The organism is Actinoplanes sp. CA-252034 (assembly GCF_050956125.1).
Taxonomy (GTDB): domain Bacteria; phylum Actinomycetota; class Actinomycetes; order Mycobacteriales; family Micromonosporaceae; genus Actinoplanes.
The window spans coordinates 7557310-7579790 of record NZ_CP191846.1; the positions used below are offsets into that span (position 1 = coordinate 7557310).

Here is a 22481-nt window from a genome sequence, read left to right on the forward strand (position 1 = left end):
CCACGTGCCCACTCACCGCATCCCGGCCTGGCAGCTCGCCCTCGCGGGTGGACTCGCCGCCGTGCTCGCCCTGCACGCGCTGGGCAGCCCGTACGCCTGGCTGATCCCGCAGGTGGCGGGCACCGCGGTGCTGTTCCGCGCGGCCCGGCTGCACCGGTGCGGCTGGTGGTTGTTCTTCGCGGCGAGCGTGGCCGGCACGTCCGCGTCGCTGTGGTGGGCGGCGCACCCCGGCGAACCGGCCACCACACCGATGGGGCTGTCCCTGGCCGTCCAGTACGCCCTGCACGCGGCCGCCGCCGTCCAGTTCAGCCGCCGCCGCAAGCCGGGCGGGGCGGTGGAGGCCGCGGCCGTGGTGCTGACGGTGGCGATGCTGGCCTGGTCCTTCATCGTCCTGCCGTACCTGGGCCGGCCCGGCTACGCCATGGTCGACGACGCCCTGGCCGGCCTCTACGCGTTGCTCGACCTGGCGATCCTGGCGACCGTGCTGCGCACCGCGGCCGACGCCCGCCGGGTGCCCGGCATCCTGGTCGCCGCCAGCGGGTCGACCCTGCTCGCCGCACACCTCTTCTACGCCGGCACGGCCGCCGAGGGCACCGGCCCGTTCCTGCCCGGCGGTGGCCCGCACCTGCTGATGCAGCTGTGGTGGGTGCTGATCGTCGCGGCCGCCCTGCACCCCCGGGCCGCCCAGCCGGTCGCCGCCGACCAGGCGCCGGGCCGGGCCACCCTCGCCGTCATGTACATCGCCGCGGTCGCCAGCCCGATGCTCCCGGCCGTCGCCGACCCGTCCCTGAACGCCATCGTCCCGGGGCTGATCACCGCCGCGCTGTGCGGGCTCCTGCTGCTGCGGATCGTGGTGCTGGCCCGGCTCGCCGAGCGCCGGACACGGCAGGCGCGGGAGGCGCTGCAGGAGCAGCAGGTGCTCCAGCGGCGCCTGATCCACCGGGCGGGGCACGACGCACTGACCGGGCTGGCCAACCGTGACCTGCTGCTCGAGCACCTGGGCCGGGCCGGCGCCGGGGACCGGCCGTACGCGCTGATCCTGTGCGCGCTCGACGGGTTCAAGGAGATCAACGACTCGTACGGCCACCACGTCGGCGACACCGTGCTGCGCCAGGTGGCGGGGCGGCTGCTGCTGTTCGCGGCCGAGGTGGAGCTGGTGGCCCGGCTGGGTGGGGACGAGTTCGGGTTCCTGATCACCTCCGGGACCGATGCCGCCGACCTGGCCGAACGCGTCGTGACCACGGTGTCCGCGGCCCCGTACGCCGTCGACGACCGCCGCATCCACCTCACCGCCCGGGCCGGGCTCGCCGACGGGACGCCCGGCAACGACGCCGTCCTCGGCGACGCCGACCTGGCCCTGCGCGCCGCCAAGCAGGCCGGTGGCGCGCGGACCGCCCGGTTCGACGAGTCGCTGCGCGCCGAGCAGTCGGAACGTGCCCGCACCGCCGCCGGGCTGCGCCAGGCCCTCGCCGACGGCAGCCTGTTCATGCACTACCAGCCGGTCGTCGACACCCTCACCGGGCGGGCCACCGGCGTCGAGGCGCTGATGCGCTGGCGCCGCGACGGCGAGCTGGTGCCACCCGGCGTGTTCATCCCGGTCGCCGAGCAGACCGGCCTGATCGGGGCGATCGGGGCCCGGGCGCTGCGGCTGGCGTGCGCGCAGGCCGCCGCCTGGCACCGCGAGCACGGCCTCTACCTGACCGTCAACGTCTCCACCTTCCAGCTGCGCGACCCCGGCTTCACGGCGTCGGTGCTGGAGATCCTCGCCGACACCGGGCTGCCCGCCTCGGCGCTGGTGCTGGAGATCACCGAATCGGTGCTCATCGACGCGGCCGACACCCCGGTGCTGGGCTCGCTGCGGGCGCACGGCATCCGGATCGCGATCGACGACTTCGGCACCGGGTACTCGTCACTGGCGTACCTGCACGCTCTGCCGGTCGACATCCTGAAGATCGACCAGTCGTTCATCCGCCGCCACCAGGACCCGCCCCGGCCCCAGGACGTCAGCCTGACCAGGGCGATCTTGGAGCTGGCCCGCGGCCAGGACCTGCTCGCGGTGGCCGAGGGCGTGGAGACCGCCGGCCAGGCGGAGCTGCTCCGCGAGCTGGGATGCCCGCTGGTGCAGGGCTACTACTTCGGGCGCCCGGTCGATGCCGACGCGATCGACGCGCTGATGCGTGAGTATGCTTTCCAGGCCGCCGCCTGACAGGTAAGAACGCGGCAACAGCAGCAAGAATTTTCTAACCGCCCTTTCGGGTGGCGCGGGGGCGGCGGGAATATTAGCGTCCTCCCCATGGCAGTCAAGGTGCTTGCGATCGTTCTGGCTGGTGGAGAAGGCAAGCGCCTGATGCCGTTGACGGCCGACCGGGCCAAACCCGGTGTGCCCTTCGGTGGCATCTATCGCATGATCGACTTCGTGCTGTCGAACCTCGCGAACGCGGGGTATCTCAAGATCGTCGTGCTGACGCAGTACAAGTCGCACTCCCTCGACCGGCACATCTCCAAGACGTGGCGGATGTCGACGTTGCTCGGCAACTACGTCACCCCGGTCCCCGCCCAGCAGCGGCTCGGGCCCCGCTGGTTCGCCGGCTCCGCCGACGCGATCTACCAGAGCCTCAACCTGATCAACGACGAGTCGCCCGACTACGTGATCGTGTTCGGCGCCGACCACATCTACCGCATGGACCCGAAGCAGATGGTCAACGACCACATCGCCTCGGGCGCCGCGGTCACCGTCGCCGGCATCCGCCAGCCGCTGTCGCTCGCCGACCAGTTCGGGGTCATCGACGTCGCCGAGGACGGCAAGAGGATCAAGGCGTTCCGGGAGAAGCCGAAAGACGCGACCGGCCTGCCCGACTCCCCCGGCGAGGTGTATGCGTCGATGGGCAACTACGTCTTCACCACCCGGGCCCTGTGCGAGGCGGTCTCGACCGACGCACAGAACCCGGACAGCAAGCACGACATGGGCGGCAACATCATCCCGATGCTGGTGGAGAAGGGCGAGGCGAACGTCTACGACTTCCGCGACAACGACGTGCCCGGCGCCACCGACAGGGACCGCGGCTACTGGCGGGACGTGGGCACGCTCGACTCCTTCTACGAGGCGCACACCGACCTGATCGCCACCCTGCCGATCTTCAACCTCTACAACCACGACTGGCCGATCTTCACCAACTACGGCTCGTGGCCACCCGCGAAGTTCGTGCACGGCTACGACGACCGCCAGGGCCGCGCCATCGACTCGATGATCTCCCCCGGCGTGGTCGTCTCCGGGGCACTGGTGGAACGCTCGGTCATCTCCCCGAACGTGCGCGTCAACTCATGGGCCCACGTCGACGGCGCGGTCATCATGGAAGGCGTCTCGGTCGGCCGGCGAGCGGTCATCCGCAACGCGATCATCGACAAGAACGTGGTGATCCCCGAGGGCGCCCAGATCGGCGTCGACCTCGACCGAGACCGCAAGCTCTACACCGTCAGCGACAACGGCGTGGTCGTGATCGGCAAAGGCCAGCGCATCGAGCTGTAGGCCACCGTTTCCGGCTTCGGGGCGGCCCTCTGGACAGGCATCGAGACCGCCCCGCGCCGACCTTCCTACACGGCTTCACCACGCTCTGTCGCGGTCACCCTTCGCCGGGCTCGCGCGATCGCCCTCCGCCACGCTGCCGCGATCGCCCTCCACCGGCCTTCCGCCAGCGCTCTCCGCAGGGATTCCGCGATCGCCCTTCGCCGGGCTCTCGCCAGCGCCCACTGCCACGCTGCCGCCATCGCCCGCCACCGGCCGTCCGCCAGCCCTCACCGCCACGCTGTCGCCATCGCCCTCCACCGGCCTTCCGCCACGCTGCCGCCATCGCGCCTATGCCGGCCTTCCGCCAGCGCCCACCGCAGGACTCTCGCCATCGCCCCTATGCCGGGCTTTCGCCGTCGCCCTCCGCCGGGCTGTGGAGACGGCCTACTGCTGGGCGGCGGCTCCGCACGGCCCTTTCAAAGCACGTCGCGGTACGCAGAGTCGCCGGCTCATTCCACACGACGCTGAGGACGGCATCCGCGTCAAAGACGTGCACCCGGCCTCGGGCCTTTACCAGCAGGTTTACCGTCGGCGACCGGCCAGATCTGCACCCGCTCACCGCTGACCCCGTCCGGCAGGTCCATGTCATGGCCGGACTCGGTGTCGACCAAGCGGAAACCGACCCGGATCAGGTCCAGATCGCTGTTCTTCGCACCGACGATCACCCGGCGCCCATCGTCGGAGAACCTCCTGCACGCTGAACCCGCCGGTCGGACTCTCGTCCGCGTGGGCCACCCTCCGCGTCTCGGTGCCGTCCGGCACGGCCACCACGATGTCCGTGCCGTCCCGGTAGGCCACGACGCCACCCGCCGGTGACCAGGCCAGATTGCCGGTCACCCGCTGGACCGGGGTGGCGGCGCGCGTAATGTCGACGCCCCTGCGAGGCCACGCGTTGCCCTACCGGATCAGCACCTGCCTCGAGCCGGGCATCCACACCGGCCCGTTGCCTCCGGAACACGCCACCCCGGTGAGAACGATCGCCGCCCGCTGCTGTCCGACTCGGCCACCACCAGATCGCCCATGCCGCCACCACCGTCAGCCACCACCAGATCGCCCATGCCGCCACCACCGTCAGCCACCACCAGATCGCCGGTGGCGCCGCCGTCGTTGGCCTCCACTCAGGCGATCCGCCCACCATCCGGTGAGACGGTCAGCCCGCCGGCGCCCGGGGAGGACGAGAACAAACGGGTAGCAGTGTCGATCCGCAGCGTCCGGAGACTCCCGTCCTGACCCACGTAGAACAGAGACTCCGGCACCATCACACCCGGACGCGTCACGTCCCGGCTCGGCACGAGCGGCGGACTGGACGACAAGACCACATCGACCTGCCCATGCCGCGTCGGCGCCGCTTGGCAGAGCCCATAGGGACACCCACCATGCACCCGATGGCAGCCCCTGTGGCAAATCCAGGGCGGGAGCAGAAGTCGAAGACCCGGTTCCAGACTGGACAAAATGCAGCACTCGGCGAATTAGACCAGAACAGAAATTTCTAACGCCAACCAAAGGCGGGCGACCCAAATTAACCCGCCTCAGTCCGGCTACGATGAGTGAAACCTCAACCCTCACTCTGCACGGACCACACAAATTCATGGAAAACCCACGGCGACCCGAAGAAACCCGAGCCAAATCAAGCTGCAACCTCAGACAGTAGGCGGCAACAGAGACTGCGACCATCCTCACCGGAGGATCACCTGCGGCAATATCCGCTGCTGGCGACTGCACTGCTGCTTCTACTGCTGCTGTGGCGGCAGTCGCGGTCGCGGCGGTGGTCGCGGCAGCCGCGGTCGCGGTCGCGGTCGCGGGAGCGCTGGTCGCGGCAGCAGTCACGGTCGCGGTAGCGGCGGCGGTCGCAGTCGCGGCGGCGCTGGTCGCGGCAGCAGTCACGGTCGCGGTAGCGGCGGCGGTCGCGGCGGCGCTGGTCGCGGCAGCAGTCACGGTCGCGGCGGTGACGGCGGCCTCTGCCCTACTCTTACGCAGACGTCGAAGTTTCTCACCATGCCGTTGGCGCAAACCCCATTCACGATGAATCTCATGCTGACGGCGAAACTCGTCACGGGCGGCAGAATAGTTTCGCGCTCTGGTCCGGTCGCGCATCGAAGAGATCTCTGACCGACTGAACAACGAAACCTGCCCCATCCCCATACATCAATTCTCCCAGCTCTCCGTCTCCCATTGTCAGCAGTCGATCATGCCAAAGTTTCGGCGTGGCGGAATCAAGTTCCGTCTATGAAGAAGGGCCCGCAACGAAATGGGAGCGGCAGGGATACAGACCATGCCGAAGGGGAACGGACCCGGGCGGGACTGAAGAGAGGTGACGGACTGGGCGGTCGGGCGGAGGGCCGGGTCAAGCAGCGGGCAGGAGGAGGCTGGCGGCCAGGAAGGGGTCCCAGGCCACACGGCTGGGAAGGGAGCCCGGCCCGACACCCTCAAGAGAGCCCGACCTGACACTCGGCCAGAGGGCCCGACCGGGCCGCCGACAAGCAGGGGCGATCAGCGTCCCAGAAAGGGCCACGGCGGGGCACCCGAGAGGGGGCACAGCCGGACACGAAGGCACAGCCGAGATGAGGTGGCCGGCGAGAAGAGAGCACGGCTGACAAAAAGAGGGGGCGGCGGGAAAGGAGGCCTGGGCCGGGCGACCGGGAGGAGGTGTGGGGACTCGACGGGTGGCAGCCAGAACGAGGACGGGAACGGACCGGGAACGAGGACGGACCGGAAACGAGGACGGGAACGGGAACGGCGACGAGGACAGCGACAGCGACAGCGACGGGAACGAGGACGGCGACGACGACGACGACGGGAACGACGACGGGCGCGGGAACGGCGACGACGGCGACGGGAACGACGACGACGGGAACGGGAACGGCGACGACGGCGACGACGACGACGGGGACGGCGACAGGGACGGGAGACATGGTTGTCGGCTTGTCACGGTGCGGGCGGGCGTTGACGAGTGGATTCAGGAGTGAATGGGGATCGGGGGCGATCGGGGCCACTCGTCGGGTTCGGGGCGGAGGGTGTGCGGTTGGAGGGGGGCTTCGGGCGTACGAGATGGGGGTCTTCAGGAACGATCGCGGAGGGTTTGTGAGGGGGAGACGCCGAACCGATCGCGGTAGGCGCCCGCGAAGCGGCCCAGGTGGGTGAAACCCCAGCGGTAGGCGACCTCGCTGACGCTGACCTGGCCCGGATCGGAGCGGGTGAGCTCCGCGTGCACCTCGTCGAGGCGTAGGCGCCTCAGGTAGGTGAGTGGGGGCTGGCCGACGTGCTGGCGGAACGACTCCTGCAGGACGCGGGCGCCGACGCCGGCCAGGGCGGCCAGGTCGTGGGTGGTCCACGGGCGCCAGGGTTCGGTGTGCATGGCGTCCAGGGCGCGTTTCACGGTGCGTGGCCGGTGGGGGCCCTGCAGCCCGGCCGGTTCCTCGCCGTAGGGGTGCTCGACGGTCAGGGCCAGGCCGCTGACCACCATGTCTCGCCAGCGGGCCGCCATCCGGGGGCGGCTGGCGAGGGCGTCGGGGCAGCGGAGCTCGTGCAGCAGCAGGCGGGTCAGCGCGGACCAGGTGCGGCCGGGGCCGTCGACCACGTCGAAGGTGGCGCCGAGCGGCAACGGGGAGACGACGCGGTGGTCGAGGGCGGCGTCCACCTCGCGTTCGAGGGCGGCGCGGTCGACCTTGACGCTGAGCAGCCGGCAGGTGCCGGGCCAGTCGAGCTCGATGTCGCCGGTCGGGCGATAGACGACGGCGCGGGTGGCGTCGGCCTGGACGACGGCGCCGCGATGCCGGGAGCGGACGGCGCCGTCGAGGGGGACCAGCACGTGGTACGCGGTCTCCAGCGCCCCGATGGTGATGCGGATGTCGGTCCCGTATCGCACCTCGCCGAGGGTGATCGGGCCGATCGTGACCACGTCGGCGGTGAACCGCATCCGGCCGGGGTCACCGACCGGATCGATCCGCAGTGGTCCGTAGTAGAGCTTGCGGCAGAACTCCCGGGCCTCGTCCATGTCGGAGGTGCGCAGGCCGACATGGACCGGGACGTCCGCGCCCGGCGATGCCGGGCCCGGGAGCCGACCGCCTGCCATGACGTCCAGACTAGACCGCCACGGGTGCCCGTCCGGCTATGAGATTCGCCGGCCAGGTGACCTCGGCGACCGCACCGCCGGTGACTTCGACCTGCGTGAGCGGGGTGTCGTCGTCCTGCCAGACCACATAGCGGCCCTCCGGAAGACTGTCGATGACCACGCAGAAGGTGACACCCGACCGGACGTACCGGGCGCGCACCGCTGCGTGGGTCCGGTGGCCGGTGTCGCCGACCGGGGACACCTCGATCTCGTGTCCGTGCAGGGTGGCCGGCGTGTGGATGATCAACGCGCCGATCGTGCCGCCGATGTTCAGCATCACCGTGCCCTGCCCGGAGGGGGCGTAGGTGTGGTGGTGATGGTGGTGGTCGCCGTGTCCGAGGCTCATGCCGTGCTCCCTCGAGGTGGTCGTCAGGACGGGTTGTTGAAGCCGTCGAACGGGGTGGGCAGGAACGGGAACTTCTTGAGCAGCGAGGCGCTGACGTCCTTGATGCTCAGGCCCTGCTCTACCAGCCCGGAGGCGGCGTCGGCCTTGAAGTCCTTCTTGACCAGCGGCAGCGTGGCGCCGGCGATCGCCTTGATCGAGATGGAGACGACGTCGTCGGCGATGCGGCGGCCGTTGGGGAAGCCGGCGAGGTCGCCTCCGACGACCCCGAGCGCGTTCTCCTTCGCCGCCGGCGGGATGGCCGTGTTGAGGCGCAGCATGTCGGCCTGGAGGGCGCCGGTGTTGTTCTGGAAGCCGTCGATGACGCCGTCCGGGATGCCGGTCAGCAGGATCGCCAGCAGGTCGGCGCGGGCTTCCTTGGTCTTGTTGAACTCGGCCAGGTTGTCGAAGAGGCCCGGGTAGAGCACCGGCAGGAGCGCTCCCAGCTCGGGCGTGGCGACGAACTCGGCGAACCGCTTGTCCTCGCTCGGCGGCAGGCTGTTCCACTTGTCCTTCTGGGCCATCGGCACGATGACCTCGTTGAACAGCGGGTTGCCGAGACGGGAGACCTGCACCTGCGGGCCGACCACGACGTCGCCGCCGCCCTTGTCACCGCGCACCTCGACCTGACGGCGGCTGGCGGACGTCCACACGCCGATGACGGCGCCGGCGTCCTTGGCCCGGACCCGCTTCTTGCCCTCGCGGCGGACCATGTCCAGCGGGATCTGGATGGCGATGCTGTGCACGTTGGTCTTGTCGGTGGCGTTGACGGCCTTGCCGGCGTAGTTGAACAGCTGCTGGCCGACCAGGTGCTTGTCCTGGAAGGGGCGCAGGGTGCCCAGGTCGAAGATCGAGCCGAGGTCGACGAAGAAGGCGTCGGCGCGCTGGCCGGCGAAGACCTTCTCGCGGCTCTTCAGCTTGTGGACGGCGTCCTCGGCGAGCTTCGCGTAGTTCGGGATGGAGATCTTGCCGACGTTGCAGGGCGGGCACGGCAGCTTGTTGGCCAGGACCGTGCTCTTGCCGTGGCTGTCGACCTTCGTCACCGAGTAGAACTGGCGGCGGTTCCAGTTCTCGTCGTCGAGCGACTTGATCTGACCGGTGTTGTACAGGAACGTCTTGTCGTTGCGCAGCTCGGTGCGGAACCGGAACTGGTAGGTGATGTCGGGGCGGGCATCACCGTTCGCATCGATGTGGATCTCGTAGAGCACGTCGTCGCCGAACTCGAAGAAGTTCGGGCCGCTGGACGGAAGCTGCAGCGGCACGTAGTTCGCGATGATCGTGACCGTGTCCGGGTCGTCAGGGCTGACGAACGCGTACAGGTCGGAACTGTCGGCAACCGGGTCCTTGCTGATCTCCGGCGCTTCGCGATGGGAAGACATGTTCGGGGGGATCTCCTGTCGGGAAGTCTAGGTCGAAACGTCGGAAGTCAGCGACCGGCTGCTTTGAGCAGGCTGGCCACGAGCTTCTTGTCGGTGATCGTCTTGACCTTCTCACCGGAGAAGACGTCGATCGTGCCCTTCTTGACGTCGCGCAGCGAGATCACGAGCGGCGCACCGTCGTCCTCGCTTTCGGACGTTCCGGCGAGGCTCAGTCCGGCGACACCGGCGGCGGAGACGCCCACACCTGTCGCGGCGAGGGCCAGCACGCGGCGGCGGGACAGCCACGAGGTGCGGCCCGGTGCGCGGTAACGAACACGACTCATGCTTGGCCTTTCGTCGTTGGGGGCCTGACAGGCAATGCATCGTCGACGCCGATCAGTACGAGATCCAGAAGCCGGCGGTTCAACAGAAAACTCAGGGAACTCTCAACGAGTTGTGCGGCGGCGCAGCCGGGAGAGGCCCGCACCGGCCGCGACCAGCGCGGCGACGGCAAGCGCGCCGCCGATGAGCCAGTGACCGAGACCGATCATCGGGTCGTCGGCTGTCGTCACCCCGGCGGCGAGCTCGGGCGTCACGGTGGGCGCCGGTTCCCCGGCGAGCGTGGGCGCCGGTTCCCCGGCGGGCGTGGGCGCCACAGAGAGGGGGGCGGCGGTGGTCTTCTTCACGACCGGCGCGGCGCTCTGCGGGACGGACGGCGACGGGCCGGCGGCGGCCGGGAAGACGAGGTCGGAGCAGGAGTAGTAGGTGTCCGGGGTGCTGGACGTCTCCCACACCGTGTAGAGGATGTGGCGTCCGGTTCGTTTCGGCAGCTTCACCGACATCCGGTACGACCCACCGGTCAGCGGTGGATCCTTGATCTCGGTGATCGGGTCGCCTAGGTCACGCCAGGTCAGCTTCTTCGCGGGGTCGTAGCCCGTACCGGTGATGAAGATCCGGAACGAGCCCTGGTGCGGAATCGTCCCCCGGTAGGTGATCTTCAGGTTCTGCCCGGATCTGACCGCGGTCGACGGGAAGTCGTCGCGTGCCAGGTCGAGCCCCCGGTAGAGGTCGATGCCGGCGCTGCAGAGCTGCCCGTCGGGCACCCGCGTCCGGTCGTCCTTCACGTTCGCGAGGCGAAGGTTGTCGTAGGCGCCGAGGAACCCGTCGGTGGCTTTCAGCGCCGCCTTGCAGGCCACGGCGCCGCGCTGGACGCCGTTTCCGGCACAGGCGGCGCTGCGGCTGATCGGTGTCATCGGCGCGCCGTGCGCGCTCGCGGGCGAGGGCGCGGCGGGGACGGCGGCCGCGGCGACAAGGGCAGCGGCGGCGATGCGGCGGACGAGCATGAGATCTCCCGGGTACGGCAGTGCAGAGCCACCCGGGGGTACGGACTTCAGGCACCGCTCGTTCACCGGCCGTCGCGCTGTGATTGCATGGCCGAGTCAGGTAAGAAACCAGGAGGATTCATGCACAAGCCCGATGTCGGCCCCATCCCCGAAGCTCCGGCCACCGAGCTGCAGATCGAGGACATCGTCCAGGGCGAGGGCCAGGAGGCGAAGGCGGGCGACTTCGTCAGCGTCCACTACGTGGGTGTCGCCCAGTCCACGGGCAAGGAGTTCGACGCCTCCTACAACCGGGGCGAGCCGTTCGGTTTCCGGGTGGCCGGCCAGCAGGTCATCGCCGGCTGGGACCAGGGTGTCGCCGGGATGAAGGTGGGCGGCCGCCGCAAGCTGGTCATCCCGCCGCACCTGGGCTACGGCTCGCGTGGCGCGGCCGGCGCGATCAAGCCCAACGAGACCCTCGTCTTCGTGGTGGACCTGCTCCAGGTCCACTGAGGTGGCGGGCCCGAGACGGGTCCGAGCCACCGCTCGCGGCGGCCGCGTCGCACTGATGGGAACGCGGCCGCCGAGAGCGAGACGACAGAAGACCGACCTCCGCTGGAGAAGCCGGGAATGGCCACGGTACGCGTCGCGCCCACCGCCGACCTGCGCCCCGACGAGCGCGCCGCCGTTCGGGAGCTGCTCGACCTGGCCTTCGACGGCCGCTTCGACGACCACGACTGGGACCACGCCCTCGGTGGCCTGCACCTGATCGTCGCCCGGGACGGCCGGCCGGTCGCTCACGGCGCCGTGGTGCAGCGCCGCCTGCTGCTCGACGGCCGCGCCCTGCGCTGCGGATACGTCGAGGCGGTCGCCGTCCACCCCGGCCGGCGTGGACAGGGCCTGGCGGCCGCGGTGATGACCGAGGCCGAACGGCTCATCGACGGCGGCTACGACCTGGGCGCTCTCTCCGCGTCGGAGAGGGGCCGCGGACTGTATCTGTCCCGCGGCTGGCTGCCCTGGCCAGGCCCGACCGCGGTCCTCTCCCCCGGCGGCCTGCTCCGCACCCCGGACGACGACGGCAGCACCCTGGTCCGCCCCACCGGCGACCTTCCGCTCACCGGCACCCTCACCTGCGACTGGCGTGACGGCGACGTCTGGTGATCCGGCGCCCCTGGCCGGTGACTCGACGTCCACCGCTCAGCGGGCGGACCACAGTCGTTCGAGGAGCGCTCGCAGGGGGATCTCTTCGTCGGGCCTTTCGAGGGCCCGCGCGTCGGCCACGCCGATGACCGCCGCCGTCGCCGCGGTGATCAGCTCCACCCCGGGCCCGGCGTCGATCAGGCCGATCCGCACCCCGTCGGCGACCATCGCGGCGATCCACCCACCGTCCTGACCGGGTGCGGACGGGCCGGGTGCGGACGGGCCGGGTGCGGACGGGCCGGGTGCGGACGGGCCGGGTCCGGACGGGCCGGGTGCGGACGGGCCAGGTGCAGGCGGGCCGGCTGCCAGTACCGCCCGGTCGTCGGGATGCTCGCGCAGGTGCCCGGACAGTCGCGCCGACCCCGCGGAGAGCTGCTTCCAAAGCTCGTCCGCCGTCCGCACCGGCGTCCAGGGACCGAGCGCCGCCACCACCCGGGCGGTGGTGTCCGCGGCCACGGCGGCGAACAGGTCGTCCTTGCCGTCGAAGTAGTGGTAGGCGCTGGTCTTGGAGATCCCGGCGTCGGCGATGATCCGGTTGAGGGAGGCGCCGTCACGGCCGTCGCGGGCGAAATGCGCACGGGCCACGGCGAGGATCGCGGCACGGGCCTCCGGAGCGAGCCGGTCGAATCGGGGCAGCGGCATCGTCAGGACCCTACCCCGGAACCATGACCGCCATTCGGAAGGTCACAAGGCCACCCGGCGGCCGAGACGCCGGGTCCGGACCCGGCGGACGAGGAGGCGAGGGCGGCCAGCCGGCGGTTCAGGCGGGCGGTCAGCACCCAGTGCGCGCCCCACAGCGGCAGCGCCATCGCTCCCCCGGCCAGGCCGGCCGCGCCGGGCAGCAGTGACACGATCTGCAGGGCGCACCAGCCGTACCCGAGAGCTGCCCATCGCCGTACCCGGGCGGGTGGCGTCCCGGCGGCGGCCAGTGAGCCGGCCACCGCCCGGACGATGTAGAAGTCCTCGACGAAGTTGTGCGGGATCGCGAACATCCACCACACCGAGGCGGGACGGGTCCCGGTGCGGGTCAGGGTCAGTGTCCGCTGCAGGGTGCGGCAGAAGAGGGCGACCAGGCCGAGGAAGCCGGCGACGATCGCGGCGCTAGCCCAGGGGGGCTGCCCCGCGATCTCCCCCAGCAGGCCGGCGCCCCACTGCGGGGCCCAGATCGGGTAGGTCAGCAGGATCGTCACGCCGCTCGTGCCCGCGATCCGTGTCGCCACGCTCATGAGCCCACAGCGTACTATCAGTGTGCACTACCGGTACACCATCGTCGATCGGTTCGCCGATCGGGTTCACGCCTGCCTCCTGAGGTCCGCGCACTCCTTCTCATCCGGCAGCAGCGGCCGGAACTTGATCTGCCACTTCTTGCCGGCGGACTCCCACGGGGTCCGCTCGTTGGCATCGATCGCCGCGGCCAGCACCTCGTCCTTCGCCGCGCCCTCGACGGTCAGGCAGTTGATCCGCAGCTGCTCGTTGAGGAACGGGCCGGGCAGCTCCGCGGCGGGCCACTTGACCGGGGCGCCGACGATCCCGTCATCGGTCTGCTGGTAGGGCGAGGCCAGCACGGCGACGCGCTCCGCCCGGTACGGCGCAGCCGCGGGACTGCCGCCCTCGGCGAACAGGTCGTGCAGCGACTTCACGAACGCGCTGAGCTTCTTGCGGGCGGCCTGCTGCGACGCGGTCAGCGAGGTGTCGTCGGGGCGGGCCTCGCTCAGCGCCATCACCTCGACGGACTGCTCGCCACCGGCGGTGACGACGCTGATCCTCGTGCTGGGGATGTCGGCGACTCCGGGCGTACCGAAATCGGATCCGGAGGAGACGCCCGCGGCGACGGCGTCGGCGGTCAGTTGCCGCACCTGCGCCTCGCTGAGTTTGATCTCCCGCAGGTTCGGCAGCGCCGCGCCGGGATAGATCAGGGTGACCGGGCCCTCGGAGATCGCGCGGCCGTCGGCGTAGACGCTGAACAGCGGGATGCGGGAGGGGATGGTCTCGGCCGGGACGTAGCCGCCGCGGTATTCGACACGCAGGGCGATCGTGGGATCGGCGGGGGTGCTCTCGGTGACCGGAGCGGCGGAGCCCGGCGAGCCGGCCTCACCGGCGACGCCGGGCCGGGCGCAGGCGCCCAACAGCAACAGGGGGACGGCGACGGCGGTCATCAGACCGCGATTGGGGGTCATGACCGGTACGACGAGACGGGCCCCGCCGAGGTTCCGGCCTACGTCAGGAAACCACCCTCGCCCGGCGGCCGAGGACCTCGACCACGTCGCCCGGATGCAGCTGCCGGCCGCGGCGCACGTCGACCTCGCCGTTGACGGTCACGTCACCGGAGGCGATGAGGATCTTGCCCTCGCCACCGGTGTCGGTGAGATCGGCGAGCTTGAGGAATTGGCCGAGCCGGATCATGTCGCCGTCGATGGGCACGTCACGCATGGGCTCATCATCCGTCACGAGATCTCCTCGAAATCTTCCGGGTTGGTTTTGAACCATCGGGACCGGTGATCCGAACTACATGTCGTGAGGTATCTCGGGCTGGCCCGCCGTGCGGGCGCGATGACCGCTGTTACCGCCGTCGGCGTGCTGTTCGCCGCCGGCCCCGCGATGGCGGACGTGACGGTGAATCCGGCGACCGCGCCGCAGGGCAGTGGAGCGAATCTGAGCTTCCACGTGACCAACGACGGCACCGCGCCGATCAGCGAGGTGACACTGAGGATCCCGGCGGACACGCCGGTGGCCGAGGTGTACCCGCTGTCGGTGGACAAATGGGCGCCGAGGATCACCTATCAGAAGTTGCAGGTGCCCCTGACGACCATCCACGGTGGCACCCCGGCGGTCGAGGCCGCCGAGGCGATCACGTGGATAGCGGTGGAGGGCGCCGCCATCGCGCCGGGTGGCTCCGCCGACCTGACCGTGGCGATCGGCCCCATGCCGACGCTGAGCACGATGCGGTTCATGGTCGAGACGAAGTACGCCGACGGGAAGGCCGGTCCGGTCATGCCCGCGACGATGGCACTGACCCCGTCGAACGGCGGCCTCCCGGTGTCGCACCACGGCGCGACCACCACCACGCAGTCGGACACCACGGCGGCCGAGGAGCTCCTCTTCGCCGAGCTCGTGGGCAGCGTCGACGACGGGCCGTCCTGGCTCTCGATCTCCGGCTGGATCGTGGCCGCGCTGGCCCTGCTCGGCGCCGGCTGGACGATGCTGCGCAACCGGCACCGGGCCGTCGAGGACGAGAAGCCGGCCGAGGACGAGAAGGAGCCGGTCGGCGCCGGCACCGCCAAGTGGAGCTACAAGGGCGACTGAGACTCCCATGCAGGCCGGGCCTGCAGTTTGGGAAGACCCCCGCGCGGGTGGGTGTGGGGGGAACGTCGTGGCGAGCGCGTGGGGCGCGGAACCACGACCGGCGGGTGGGGCCCGGGCAAGGCCCGTGATCCGCGTGCTGTACGGGCGGGACCGTCACGGTCCCGCCCGTACGGTCATACGGTGACCGTGCGCTCCGTGCGCAGCGCGTCGATGATCTCGCGTTCCACCCGGTCGGACTCGTCGTGCGGGACCTGGCAGGTGCCGGCCGCGAGGTGACCGCCGCCGCCGTAGCGCAGCATCACCTCGCCGATGTCCACCGGGGACGTGCGGTCCAGGATCGACTTGCCGCAGGCGAACACGGTGTTGAGCTTCTGCCGGCCCCAGATGATGTGCACCGACACCCTCGACTCGGGGAACAGCGCGTACACCATGAACCGGTTGCCCGCCTCGATCACCTCTTCGTCACGCAGGTCGACGATCACCACGTCGCCCTCCATGTGGCACACCCGGTGCAACTGGTCGACGAACCGCTGCGAGCACTCGTGGAACAGCTCGGACCGCTCGACCACGTCGGGCAGGGCGAGGATCTCGTTGACGTCGTTGTGCTCGATGCACGCGTCGATGAGCTGCATCATCAACTGGTAGTTGGAGATCCGGAAGTTACGGAACCGGCCCAGGCCGGTGCGGCTGTCCATCAGGAAGTTGAGCAGCGTCCAGCCGCTCGGGCTGAGGATGTCGGTGAGCGTGTAGTCGGCCGAGTCGGCCTGGTCCACGGCGCGCATCAGATCGTCGGTCACCTTGGGGAACCGGTCCCTGCCACCGAAGTGCTCGTAGATCACCCGAGCCGCGGACGGCGCGTCCGCGTCGATCACGTGGTTGTCCAGGCCGCCGGTGTTGCGCAGGGTCTCCGAATGGTGGTGATCGAACACCATGTTGGCGCGCGAGTCGTACGGCACGTTGGTCAGGATGTCCCGGTCGGAGATGTCCACGACGCCGTCCTGCACGTCCTTGGGGTGCACGAAGAGGATGTCGTCGATCATGTCGAGATGGCGCAGGAGCACGGCACACACGAGACCGTCGAAGTCGCTACGGGTCACGAGCCGGTACTTCACAGGGTCCCCCTCGGTTGCCAGACCTTTGAACCCAGTTTGCCACTTTTTTCGCAATGGTCCGGCCGCATCGACTGACGGACGTGTTCACCGCCACGTTGTCCCGCTTTGCAGGAAGCTGATGAACCCTCCGGGGGTTACCGGCCGTAAGGTTCAAACGGACGGTTACGACCCGGTCGGAGGACTCGCACACCATGGACCACGCACCTCAGCTCATCCAGGAGCGCAGCGCCCCGCCAGCCACGCTGGTGATCTTCGGCGCGTCCGGCGACCTGACCCGCCGCAAGCTGCTGCCCGCGGTGGACAACCTGGCCCGGCACAGCCGCCTGCCCGACCAGTTCGCGCTGGTGGGTGTCGCGCGGACGCCGATGAGCGACGAGCAGTTCGCCGAGAGCGCGCTCGGTGGTCGCAGTCTCGCCGAGAAGCGCCAGCTGGCGGGCGGGATCCGTTACGTGGCCGGTGGGTACGACGACCCCGAGACCTACAAGCGCCTCGCCGAGACCCTCGACGAGCTGGACGCGGTCCGCGGCACCTCGGGCAACCGGCTGTTCTACCTCTCCACCCCGGCCGGGGCGTTCGAGCCGGTGATCAACGGGCTGGCCGGTGCCGGGCTCAACCAGGCGCGGGAGGGCTCCTTCTCCCGGCTGGTGATCGAGAAGCCGTACGGGCGGGATCTGGCCACCGCGCGCGAGCTGGACGGCATCGTGCACGGCGCGTTCGAGGAGCACCAGGTCTTCCGGATCGACCACTACCTGGGCAAGGACACCGTCCAGAACGTGCTGGCGCTGCGCTTCGCCAACTCGATCTTCCAGCCCATCTGGGACCGCTCCTGGGTCGACCACGTGCAGATCACCGTGGCCGAGACGCTCGGTGTCGGCACCCGCGGCGGATTCTACGAGGGCGCCGGCGCGATGCGCGACATCGTGCAGAACCACGTGCTCCAGGTCCTCGCGCTGGCCCTCATGGAGCCGCCCGCGTCGTTCGGCGGCGAGGGGCTGCGCAGCGAGAAGGTGAAGCTGCTCCAGGCGATCCGGCTCCCCACCGACCGCGACATCGCCGACGCCGCGGTCCGCGGGCAGTACACGCGGGGTGGCACCCGCGAGGAGCTGATGGCCGGTTACCGCGAGGAGGTCGGCGTCGACCCGCTGTCGCGGACGGAGACGTATGCGGCGATGCGCCTCAACGTGGACAACTGGCGCTGGGCCGGGGTCCCGTTCTACGTCCGGACCGGCAAGCGCTTGCCGGCCCGGCTCACCGAGGTGGCGCTGCAGTTCCAGCGGCCGCCGCACCTGCCGATCCCGACCGATCAGCTGACCGGCCTGGAGGCCGACGCGCTGATCCTGCGGATCCAGCCCAACGAGGGCATCTCACTGCGGTTCGGCGCCAAGGTGCCCGGTCACTCGTTCCGGGTGCGCACGGCGAGCATGGACTTCTCGTACGATCAGACGTTCGTCGAGGAGTCGCCGGAGGCGTACGAGCGGCTCCTGCTGGACGCGCTGATCGGTGACGCGTCGCTGTTCATCCGCAGTGACGAGGTGCAGCACAGCTGGCGCATCGTCGACCCGATCATCGAGCACTGGAACAAGGACACCTCGCCGATCCCGACGTACGAGGCCGCGTCCTGGGGCCCGACCGACGCCGACCGGCTCATCGGCCGCAACGGGCGCAAGTGGCGCAACGCGTCCTGAGTGGCACACCTGCGTGTGGTGACGGGCTCGCATAGGGTATTCATCGATCCCCCCAGCGAGCCCGTTCCACGCAAAGGACACACCGACATGCAGGTCTCGGTCGCGCATCACCCACCGAACACGGCCGTGCTGGTCCTGCGCGGATCACTCGACATCGACACCGCCCCCGCACTGAAGGCGAACCTGACACGGCTCGTCGAGCGGCCCGCCCCCCGCGTGGTGGTCGACGTCTCCGGCCTCGACTTCTGCGACTCGATGGGCGTCGGGGTGCTGGTCACCGCGCACGGCCGGGCGGCCGAACGGGGCGGCTGGGTCCGTCTCGCCGCCCCGTCGAGCTTCCTGCGCCGCCTCTTCGACACCCTCGGGCTCAGCGACTACCTGCCGATGTTCCCCGACGTCGCGGCGGCCCTCAAGGAGGAGTGACCGTCACGGCCGCCCCCAACCGTCGCGGCGGCCGTCACAGGGGAGTGACCGACGTGAGGGCGGCCACCGCCGCGCCCCGGGCCCCGGCCATGTCCCGGTCGGGGACCAGCGCGAACGTGGCGACCGCCTTCTGCTCGTCGCGCAGGTCGGTGTTCTCCCGGACGGTGTTGAGGAACCACTGCCGGAAGTGGGGCTGCGCCTCGACCACGCCGCCGCCGAGGAAGTAGGCCGACGGGTCGGTGAAGTTCGCCGCGATGGTGAACAGCTTGCCGATCGCCTTGGCCTGCTGGGCGAAGACCGCGAGCGCGAGCGGGTCCTCCTTCTCCCCGTAACCGCGCAGCGCCTTGGCCGCCGTCACGATCGGCTCCGCGGCCAGCGGGTGGTCCGGGAAACGGGTCAGCCAGTACGGCAGCAGGTTGTTCCTGATACCGGTCAGCGAGGCGATGCTCTCCACGTCGCCGGCGAACCCGCAGTTGCACCGTGGGACGGGCTGACCATCCTCGAGGACCCCGTGCAGCGGGATCTGCACGTGCCCGAGCTCGCCGGCCATCCCGGCCGCGCCGCGGACCACCTGGCCGGCCTCGACCACTCCGCCGCCCAGGCCGGTGCCGACGATCGCGGAGACCGACGAATGCGCCGCCGCGGCGGCGCCGAAGTGCTGGTGGTGCGCGTAGAGGGCGGCCGCGTTGCCGTCGTTGTTGTAGACCACCGGCATGCCGAGCCGGGCCTCGAGGGCGCCCCGGATGTCGAACCCGTGCCAGGAGACCTGGTTGAAGTTGGTCGCGCCCTTCGACGAGATCACCCCGTGCGCGCTGGCCGGGCCCGGTGTGTCCAGCCCGACGGCACGGACCAGCGACAGCGGTGTCCTGGTCAGCTCCAGAATGTTCGCGAAGGCGTCGGCCAGGGCCTCGACGGCCGACTCCGGCCCGTCGAGCACCCGGCTCGGGTTCTCCACGAGGTTGTTGACGAGGAACTGTCCCGTCGCGTCGAGAACGGTGGCGTTGTTGCAGGTGCCTCCGTTGTCGAGTCCGACGACGACCCAGGAGGACGGGGTACGTACGGTTTCAGCCTGATCCACGGTCTTGAGACTAAGTCAGCACCTGGTTTCCGGTCACGGGTGCGCCCGGATTGCGGCTCCGTTAGTCACGGTTGCAGCCGTGACTCGATCGGCGTTGCGGGCCGAACCGTCTGGCATGACTCAGCCGACCCGCCGTACCGTGCTCGCCGGTTCCGTCGCCACCGCCGCCCTCACCGTCACCGGCCTGGCCGTCGAGACGCCCGCCGCCGCCCAGGCCGCGCCCGCTCCCGACCTGGCCCGGACGATGGGCGACGACCCGATCGCCCACCTGCTGCGCCGCGCCACCTTCGGCGCCACGCCCACGTCGCTGGCCGAGGCCCGGCGGCTGGGTGTGAGCGGCTGGCTCGACCGGCAGCTCGACCCGGCGCGGATCAGCGACACCCGGTGCGACGAGGTCCTCGAGCGGCTGCCGATGGCCGGCGCCGACCCGGCCACCGTACGGGCCACGCTGCCGAAGGACTCGTACGACGCCTTCAAGCAGCTGGGGCGGGCCGCGATCGCCCGCGCCGCGTGGAGTGAGCGGCAGCTGTTCGAGCAGGCCGTCGCGTTCTGGGCGAACCACCTGCACGTGGCCGCCCCGTCCAGCGGCGTCTGGGACACCCGCGCCGACTACGACACCACGGTCATCCGCAAGCACGCGCTCGGCAAGTTCGCCGACATGCTCAAGGCCAGCGCCCGCCACCCGGCCATGCTGACCTACCTGGACCAGCGCTCGTCGACGAAGGCGCACCCGAACGAGAACTACGCCCGTGAGCTGATGGAGCTGCACACCGTCGGCGTCGGCGACTACTCCGAGCCGGACGTGCTGGCCGCGGCCCGGCTGCTCACCGGCATGACGGTCGGGAAGTCGTCGCGGGCGTACGTCTACGACGCCTCGCTGCACGCCACCGGCGCCGTCGAGATCCTGGGCTTCAAGCACGCCAACGCCGCGAGCGACGGTGAGGCCGCCGCGTTCGCCTTCATCGACCACCTGGCGCGCCGTCCGCAGACCGCCGAGCGGATCGCCCGCAAGCTGTGTGTCCGGTTCGTCGCCGACAGCGCCCCGGAGTCGCTGGTCGCCAAGCTCAAGAAGGTCTACCTGGACAACGACACGGCGATCGTGCCGGTGTTGCGGGCGCTGTTCCTGTCCCCGGAGTTCGCCGGGTCGGTGGGGCAGAAGGTGCGCACCCCGTTCGAGGACGCGGTCGCCACGATCCGGGTGCTCGGCCTGGGCCCGGACCCCTCCGGCGTGAAGTCGCTCGACGCGCTCTACAACCACCTGGCGCAGGCCGGGAACGCCCCGTTCCGCTGGAGCCCGCCGAACGGCTACCCGGACGTCGCTGCGGCCTGGGCGTCGCCGTCGGCGTTCCTGCTGCGCTGCAACCTGCACCTGAACCTGGCCGCCGGCTGGTACCCCAAGCAGCTGGCCCGGCCCGCCGACCTGCTGAAGTCTCTGGTGCCGGTGCTGCCGGGGACGTACGGCGCGCTGGTCGACGCGATCGCCGTGCGGCTGATCGGGGCGAAACTGCCCGCCGCGCACACCGCCGCCGTGCTCAGTGTCGCCGGGAAGCTGCCGACGAGTCCTCTGACCGCCAAGGACAAGTCGCTGGCCGGCGCCGCGCCGTACCTCCTGGCCCTTGTTCTTGACTCGCCGTCCTTCCAGCTGAGGTGACCCATGACCACACCACTGCTCTGCTGTGACGAGAACGAGAAGCTGCAGCTCACCCGCCGGGGGGTGCTCGGCCGTGGGCTGGCCGTCGGCGCCGGGGCGGCACTGACCGGCCTGGCCGGTGAGGCGCTCAGCACCAGCCTGGCCTTCGCCGCCGGGACGTACACCGGGGACACCCTGGTCGTGGTGTCGCTGCGCGGCGGATTCGACGGCCTGTCGGCGTTCGCGCCGATCGGGGACACCGACTACTACCAGGCGCGCCCCGGCATCGCGGTGCCGAAGGCGAAGGTCATCGGCGGCGACGGCGGCATGTTCGGCCTGCACCCGGCGCTGGCCCCGCTGCTACCGCAGTGGACGGCCGGCAGACTCGCCGCGGTGCACGCGGTCGGGCAGCCCGATCCGACCCGGTCGCACTTCGCCGCCATGGAGGCGATGGAGAACGCCGCTCCCGGCACCTCGATCCGCAGCGGCTGGCTGGACCGGATGCTCGGCCTGACCGGCGCGTCCGGTCCGCTGGCCGCGGTGTCGCTCGGCGACGCCATGCCGGCCCGCCTGCTGGCCGGCGCGTCACCGGACGTGTCGATGAAGGGCCTGGACGACTTCACGCTCTCGGCCGACGGAAAGAAGCCGATGGCCGCGGCACTGCGCGCCATGTACGCCGACGCCCCGCCGGTGCTGGCCGGCCCCGCGCTCGCCGCCGACCGGGCACTGGCCGCCACCACCGCGGTCAAGGGCGCCTACACCCCGGCCAACGGCGCGGTCTACCCCGACACCGACCTCGGCGAGGCGCTACGCGACGTGGCCCGGCTGATCAAGGGGAAGTCCGGCCTGGTCACGGCCGCGGTCGACTGCGGTGACTGGGACATGCACCAGGGTCTCGGCCCGGCCGTCGCGGGCCAGCGAATGTACGACAACCTGCTCGACCTGTCCACCGCGCTCGCCGCGTTCGTCAAGGACCTCGGCGACCAGGGCATGAGGAACGTGACCGTGCTGACGATCAGCGAGTTCGGGCGCCGGGTCAAGGAGAACGGCTCCCGTGGCGTCGACCACGGCCACGGCAACGCGATGATGCTGCTCGGCGGCGGCATCCGCGGCGGCCGGGTGTACGGCGACTGGCCCGGCCTGGACACGCAAGCGCTGGTAGCCGGCGATCTGGCGGCGACCACCGACTACCGCTCGGTGATCGGCGAGGTGCTGCAGAAGCGCTGCGGCCTGGGCGCCCTGGACACCGTCTTCCCGAAGGTGAAGCCGTCGGCGTTCGGGCTGGCCGCCGCCCGCTGAGACGGAGGAACGAGTA

22 protein-coding genes are annotated in these 22481 nt (G+C 70.5%); 10 read left to right on the top strand and 12 right to left on the bottom strand.

Going from position 1 to position 22481, the window contains the following annotated elements:
* Positions 1 to 4: 4 nt before the first annotated feature.
* Positions 5 to 2206, top strand: coding sequence for a putative bifunctional diguanylate cyclase/phosphodiesterase (locus tag ACQPZW_RS34345; protein WP_433790170.1), 2202 nt, complete (start codon positions 5 to 7; stop codon positions 2204 to 2206).
* Between the two features lie 87 nt (positions 2207 to 2293).
* The gene (glgC, locus tag ACQPZW_RS34350; RefSeq protein WP_433790171.1) at positions 2294 to 3526 is read left to right on the top strand and encodes a glucose-1-phosphate adenylyltransferase; all 1233 of its coding nucleotides are present in this window, start codon (positions 2294 to 2296) and stop codon (positions 3524 to 3526) included.
* A gap of 521 nt (positions 3527 to 4047) precedes the next feature.
* On the opposite strand, the gene ACQPZW_RS34355 is transcribed toward glgC, so the two are convergent.
* Positions 4048 to 4230, bottom strand: a complete 183-nt coding sequence (locus ACQPZW_RS34355) for a hypothetical protein (protein ID WP_433790172.1) — start codon at positions 4228 to 4230, stop codon at positions 4048 to 4050.
* Between the two features lie 1998 nt (positions 4231 to 6228).
* Between ACQPZW_RS34355 and ACQPZW_RS34360 the strand changes: the two genes are divergently transcribed.
* The gene (locus tag ACQPZW_RS34360; RefSeq protein ID WP_433790173.1) at positions 6229 to 6531 is read left to right on the top strand and encodes a hypothetical protein; all 303 of its coding nucleotides are present in this window, start codon (positions 6229 to 6231) and stop codon (positions 6529 to 6531) included.
* A gap of 92 nt (positions 6532 to 6623) precedes the next feature.
* Here the strand turns inward: ACQPZW_RS34360 and ACQPZW_RS34365 are convergent, their stop codons facing one another.
* From ACQPZW_RS34365 to ACQPZW_RS34385, 5 genes are all read right to left on the bottom strand, one after another.
* Positions 6624 to 7637 carry an AraC family transcriptional regulator gene (locus tag ACQPZW_RS34365; RefSeq protein WP_433790174.1) on the bottom strand — a complete coding sequence of 338 codons (1014 nt, stop codon included), beginning with the start codon at positions 7635 to 7637 and terminating at the stop codon, positions 6624 to 6626.
* Positions 7638 to 7647: 10 nt separating this feature from the next.
* Positions 7648 to 8022 carry a phospholipase gene (locus ACQPZW_RS34370; protein ID WP_433790175.1) on the bottom strand — a complete coding sequence of 125 codons (375 nt, stop codon included), beginning with the start codon at positions 8020 to 8022 and terminating at the stop codon, positions 7648 to 7650.
* A 23-nt stretch (positions 8023 to 8045) separates the two neighbouring features.
* The gene (locus ACQPZW_RS34375; RefSeq protein WP_433790176.1) at positions 8046 to 9437 is read right to left on the bottom strand and encodes a DUF4331 domain-containing protein; all 1392 of its coding nucleotides are present in this window, start codon (positions 9435 to 9437) and stop codon (positions 8046 to 8048) included.
* A 47-nt stretch (positions 9438 to 9484) separates the two neighbouring features.
* Positions 9485 to 9760 (bottom strand): hypothetical protein, encoded by a 276-nt coding sequence (locus tag ACQPZW_RS34380; protein WP_433790177.1) that lies wholly within the window; start codon positions 9758 to 9760, stop codon positions 9485 to 9487.
* 102 nt (positions 9761 to 9862) lie between these two features.
* On the bottom strand, positions 9863 to 10759 hold the full coding sequence (locus ACQPZW_RS34385) for a lytic polysaccharide monooxygenase (protein ID WP_433790178.1): 897 nt from the start codon (positions 10757 to 10759) through the stop codon (positions 9863 to 9865).
* A gap of 120 nt (positions 10760 to 10879) precedes the next feature.
* Here ACQPZW_RS34385 and ACQPZW_RS34390 point away from each other — a divergent pair, with 120 nt between their 5' ends.
* Positions 10880 to 11248 (top strand): FKBP-type peptidyl-prolyl cis-trans isomerase, encoded by a 369-nt coding sequence (locus ACQPZW_RS34390; RefSeq protein ID WP_433790179.1) that lies wholly within the window; start codon positions 10880 to 10882, stop codon positions 11246 to 11248.
* A gap of 117 nt (positions 11249 to 11365) precedes the next feature.
* Positions 11366 to 11896 carry a GNAT family N-acetyltransferase gene (locus tag ACQPZW_RS34395; RefSeq protein WP_433790180.1) on the top strand — a complete coding sequence of 177 codons (531 nt, stop codon included), beginning with the start codon at positions 11366 to 11368 and terminating at the stop codon, positions 11894 to 11896.
* Between the two features lie 36 nt (positions 11897 to 11932).
* Here ACQPZW_RS34395 and ACQPZW_RS34400 read toward each other — a convergent pair whose 3' ends face one another.
* The 4 genes from ACQPZW_RS34400 to ACQPZW_RS34415 form a co-directional block, all read right to left on the bottom strand.
* Positions 11933 to 12577 (bottom strand): TetR/AcrR family transcriptional regulator, encoded by a 645-nt coding sequence (locus ACQPZW_RS34400; protein WP_433790181.1) that lies wholly within the window; start codon positions 12575 to 12577, stop codon positions 11933 to 11935.
* A gap of 2 nt (positions 12578 to 12579) precedes the next feature.
* Complete coding sequence (locus ACQPZW_RS34405) at positions 12580 to 13161, bottom strand: hypothetical protein (protein WP_433790182.1); 582 nt, start codon at positions 13159 to 13161, stop codon at positions 12580 to 12582.
* A 66-nt stretch (positions 13162 to 13227) separates the two neighbouring features.
* A complete protein-coding gene (locus ACQPZW_RS34410) occupies positions 13228 to 14112 on the bottom strand; it encodes a hypothetical protein (protein WP_433790183.1) in 885 nt (294 codons plus the stop codon).
* 43 nt (positions 14113 to 14155) lie between these two features.
* Positions 14156 to 14365: an RNA-binding S4 domain-containing protein gene (locus ACQPZW_RS34415; protein WP_433790184.1), complete on the bottom strand. Its 210-nt coding sequence runs from the start codon at positions 14363 to 14365 to the stop codon at positions 14156 to 14158.
* 84 nt (positions 14366 to 14449) lie between these two features.
* Between ACQPZW_RS34415 and ACQPZW_RS34420 the strand changes: the two genes are divergently transcribed.
* Positions 14450 to 15238 (top strand): DUF1775 domain-containing protein, encoded by a 789-nt coding sequence (locus ACQPZW_RS34420; RefSeq protein ID WP_433790185.1) that lies wholly within the window; start codon positions 14450 to 14452, stop codon positions 15236 to 15238.
* 173 nt (positions 15239 to 15411) lie between these two features.
* On the opposite strand, the gene ACQPZW_RS34425 is transcribed toward ACQPZW_RS34420, so the two are convergent.
* Entirely contained in the window at positions 15412 to 16350 is a 939-nt protein-coding gene (locus ACQPZW_RS34425; RefSeq protein WP_433790186.1) for an exopolyphosphatase, read from the bottom strand.
* Positions 16351 to 16541: 191 nt separating this feature from the next.
* On the opposite strand from ACQPZW_RS34425, the gene zwf reads away from it, so the two are divergent.
* Positions 16542 to 18035 (top strand): glucose-6-phosphate dehydrogenase, encoded by a 1494-nt coding sequence (zwf, locus tag ACQPZW_RS34430; protein ID WP_433790187.1) that lies wholly within the window; start codon positions 16542 to 16544, stop codon positions 18033 to 18035.
* An 87-nt stretch (positions 18036 to 18122) separates the two neighbouring features.
* Positions 18123 to 18458 (top strand): STAS domain-containing protein, encoded by a 336-nt coding sequence (locus tag ACQPZW_RS34435; protein WP_433790188.1) that lies wholly within the window; start codon positions 18123 to 18125, stop codon positions 18456 to 18458.
* A 34-nt stretch (positions 18459 to 18492) separates the two neighbouring features.
* Here ACQPZW_RS34435 and ACQPZW_RS34440 read toward each other — a convergent pair whose 3' ends face one another.
* Complete coding sequence (locus tag ACQPZW_RS34440; RefSeq protein ID WP_433790189.1) at positions 18493 to 19536, bottom strand: ROK family protein; 1044 nt, start codon at positions 19534 to 19536, stop codon at positions 18493 to 18495.
* A 115-nt stretch (positions 19537 to 19651) separates the two neighbouring features.
* Between ACQPZW_RS34440 and ACQPZW_RS34445 the strand changes: the two genes are divergently transcribed.
* Together ACQPZW_RS34445 and ACQPZW_RS34450 are read left to right on the top strand one after the other, a co-directional pair.
* Positions 19652 to 21187, top strand: coding sequence for a DUF1800 domain-containing protein (locus ACQPZW_RS34445; protein ID WP_433790190.1), 1536 nt, complete (start codon positions 19652 to 19654; stop codon positions 21185 to 21187).
* 3 nt (positions 21188 to 21190) lie between these two features.
* Positions 21191 to 22465 carry a DUF1501 domain-containing protein gene (locus ACQPZW_RS34450; RefSeq protein ID WP_433790191.1) on the top strand — a complete coding sequence of 425 codons (1275 nt, stop codon included), beginning with the start codon at positions 21191 to 21193 and terminating at the stop codon, positions 22463 to 22465.
* Positions 22466 to 22481: the final 16 nt, after the last annotated feature.